The 3,191-nt window shown below is 41.9% G+C and carries 2 protein-coding genes; both read right to left on the reverse strand.

Annotated features, from left to right (window positions below):
* Positions 1-104: 104 nt before the first annotated feature.
* Positions 105-1,478, reverse strand: coding sequence for a UDP-N-acetylmuramoyl-tripeptide--D-alanyl-D-alanine ligase (locus EKM67_RS10490; protein ID WP_125578927.1), 1,374 nt, complete (start codon positions 1,476-1,478; stop codon positions 105-107).
* A gap of 40 nt (positions 1,479-1,518) precedes the next feature.
* Positions 1,519-2,613, reverse strand: coding sequence for a D-alanine--D-alanine ligase family protein (locus tag EKM67_RS10495; RefSeq protein WP_164506651.1), 1,095 nt, complete (start codon positions 2,611-2,613; stop codon positions 1,519-1,521).
* Positions 2,614-3,191: the final 578 nt, after the last annotated feature.

Consider the following 3,191-nt stretch of genomic DNA (forward strand, 5'->3'; position numbering starts at 1 on the left):
AAAAAACTCCTTCCTAAGTGTACAAGCTTTGATTATTTGCTTGTCTACTTAAGTAGGAGTATAGCCTCCTCATCAGACATCCTTTTCTATTTTCATGTTATTAACTACATTAATCCTTTGAGCACCAGATTAAAATGCATACCGTTGCTAGCTTTCAGTAAAATTAAATCGCGATAGTGTAAATTGTTTTGCAAATCTTTGATTAGTTGTGGCTGTTCTGATTCAGAATAGTAATGTAATTGTTCCGGCGTATAACTTTCCTGCAGTACTGCATACAAGGCTTTCATTTCGGGACCGTACAAATAAACTTCATCGATTTGTTCGGGTAAAAGATCCGACGCTAATCCAGCGTGTAACTCTGCCGACTTCTCCCCTAATTCCAACATATCCCCCAGAACTGCAATATGATGGCCAGTTCCAGCAACTTTAGCGAAACTTTGTAAGATTTTGTGTACCGCCGTTGGATTAGAATTATAAACGTCACTTAAAATCATGGCGCCAGAATCACTCTTGACCCACTGATTTCGATTTTCAGTCGGTTGAAACTCTGTGAGTGCAGTTACCATTTTATCGGGAACCACGTGAAAGATGCGACCAACCGTTAGTGCGGCCAATGCATTCATAATATTAAATTCACCCATCATCGGAATACGGAAATTTAAATCCGGCCAACGATTGACGGTGAACCCACTATATTCAGCGCCCAACTTCATTGATGTCTTATAAAGATAATTATGATTCTGAGCACCAAACGTTAAAGGTTGCAATTTTTCCGCACGAGACGTCAGTAATGGCTCATCACCATTGATCACCAGCTTACCGTCTTCTTTCATGCCGTTAGTGATCTCCATTTTAGCATCGGCGATTTTATCTCGGGTTCCAAAAAACTCGATGTGTGCTTCACCGATCATCGTGATCACAGCAACATCTGGTTCAACCATCTTACTCAAAAACGTTAATTGTCCTGGATGATCCATGCCCAGTTCAACGACCAAGACTTCTGTATTCGTAGCCATATCTAGAATCGTTAAGGGCACACCAATGCCATTATTATGATTACCCTGCGTCTTAGCGGTACGATTTTGCGTACTTAAAATCGCAGCGATCATATCTTTCGTCGTCGTCTTACCATTACTACCAGTTACGGCGATGACTTTAGGATTGACCTTCATCAAATAATACTTTGCTAATCCCTGCATGGCAGCCAATGGATCGTCAACATCGACAACGAGTAAATCTGTCGGTCGGTTGGGATGACCTGTTTGCCAAAAAGTCGCGACAGCACCAGTCGTCTTAGCGTTGGCCACAAAATCATGCCCATCTTGCTGACCCGACAAGGGAACAAATAAGCTCCCCGGTTGCGCATGGCGGCTATCGATGGCAACGTTCGTAATAATTGTTTGTTGATACTTACTTAACTGCTGTTCTGGAATTATCGCACCGACTGCTTGCGCAATTTCAGATAATGTCATTTTCATTTGATTCTGTCCTCACTCTTTTGATGATGCCATTAATTTTTTAAAGGTTTGCGGCAATCTCTTTTTTTGCTTGATAGCGTTCTACGGCCAAGTTGATCAAAGTGTCGATCAATTCAGGATAGGACACGCCACTCGCCTGCCACAAATAAGGGTACATCGAAAACTTCGTGAAGCCGGGCATCGTTTGAATTTCGTTCAAATAAACAGCGCCATCTGCATCCAAGAAGAAGTCAGCGCGCGTTAGGCCACTCGCACCAACTGCATTGAAGGCCAAAACAGAATACTTCTGAACGGCAGCTAATTGTTCTGCAGAAATGCTTGCTGGGATGATCAACTTAGTGGAACCATCGACGAATTTCGATTCATAATCGTAAAACTCTTGCTTTTTGCCAATTTCCCCAGCAATCGAGGCCTTTGGTTGGTCATTGCCTAATAAGCCAACCGCCAATTCGCGAGCGTTCTTGATTCCTTTTTCGATAATTACACGATTATCATATTTGAAAGCTTTTGTAATTGCAGCTCTTAAATCCGATTGCTCGTCAACTTTCGTAATGCCAATACTTGAACCGGCATTCGCGGGCTTGACGTAGACAGGGAATCCTAATTTTGTGGTGACGCTCGCCAAAATCTCATCGGCCTTAGCCGCATCTTGATAATCCGTTGCTAAAACTGGCAAGTAAGGTACCTGGGGAATGCCAAATTCATCGAAAATAATTTTCGACATAATTTTATCCATCGCCACGGCACTTGCACGGATTTCTGCACCAACATATGGCACATCCAATACTTCTAACAGGCCTTGGATCGTGCCATCTTCACCATAAGTCCCGTGAATCATTGGGAAAACGACGGCATCCTGGTTGTTAGCTAATTCATCGAGCTCAAACTTAGTCCCCAATGAATGCTCGGGGTCTTTGCGCCAACTTGCTTGATCAGCCAAGTCCAACTTTAAAGCTTGGTCGCTTGCGACTGGGCTCGTGATCGTCAACCCTTTGATATATTGTCCTTCGTGGGTAATGTAGACTGGTATCACTTCATACTTATTGTAGTCAATTGCCTCGAGCGCAGAATGCGTGCTCATGATCGTCACATCATGTTCCACGGTACGACCGCCGTACATCAAGTAAAGTTTCATCAGTTTGGTGACCTCCTATTGATCAACAATTTTATTTAGAGAACTATTTTCATACTTAGCTTAAAAAACTATCATACTACAAAAAAAGGCCGATAAAACATTGGACTCGATTTATCGTTAAATTCATTTTACCTTTTTCCGGCGGTTAAGCCAACAAGATAGCTAATTTTTTATGAAAATTGGCAATGCAGACTTGCTTTTGGCAACGTTGCTCCAGAAAATGAACTGATTGCCGTGGGGGATAGATTTAAGCCAATTAAAAATCGAATTGTCTTAAATCACGTTTAGAGCTTTTTCAAAAACCGTGAAAAATCTCTAAAGCGCCCCTTTCTGTAAATTCGCAAAACCGGCTCATTAACAGAAATCTCACGACTATCAGTCCATTTTCTTACACAACTTTTGCCTATCTGAATTGCCATCTCAAAAGACATTTAAATAACCTGCACGCAATCCTCTGTCCTAAAATCATCATCAACGCCACAAAAAAAGATGCGACATCGACGCTTGTCACATCGGCTATACTCCTACTTAAGTAGACAAGCAAATAATCAAAGCTTGTACACTTAGGAAGGAGTTTT

The organism is Lapidilactobacillus mulanensis (assembly GCF_003946215.1).
GTDB lineage: Bacteria > Bacillota > Bacilli > Lactobacillales > Lactobacillaceae > Lapidilactobacillus > Lapidilactobacillus mulanensis.

Bases quoted from the DNA above. Each gene is read 5' to 3' on its own strand.
- EKM67_RS10490 (WP_125578927.1), bottom strand. From the start codon at position 1,478: ATGAAAATGACATTATCTGAAATTGCGCAAGCAGTCGGTGCGATAATT.
- EKM67_RS10495 (WP_164506651.1), bottom strand. From the start codon at position 2,613: ATGAAACTTTACTTGATGTACGGCGGTCGTACCGTGGAACATGATGTG.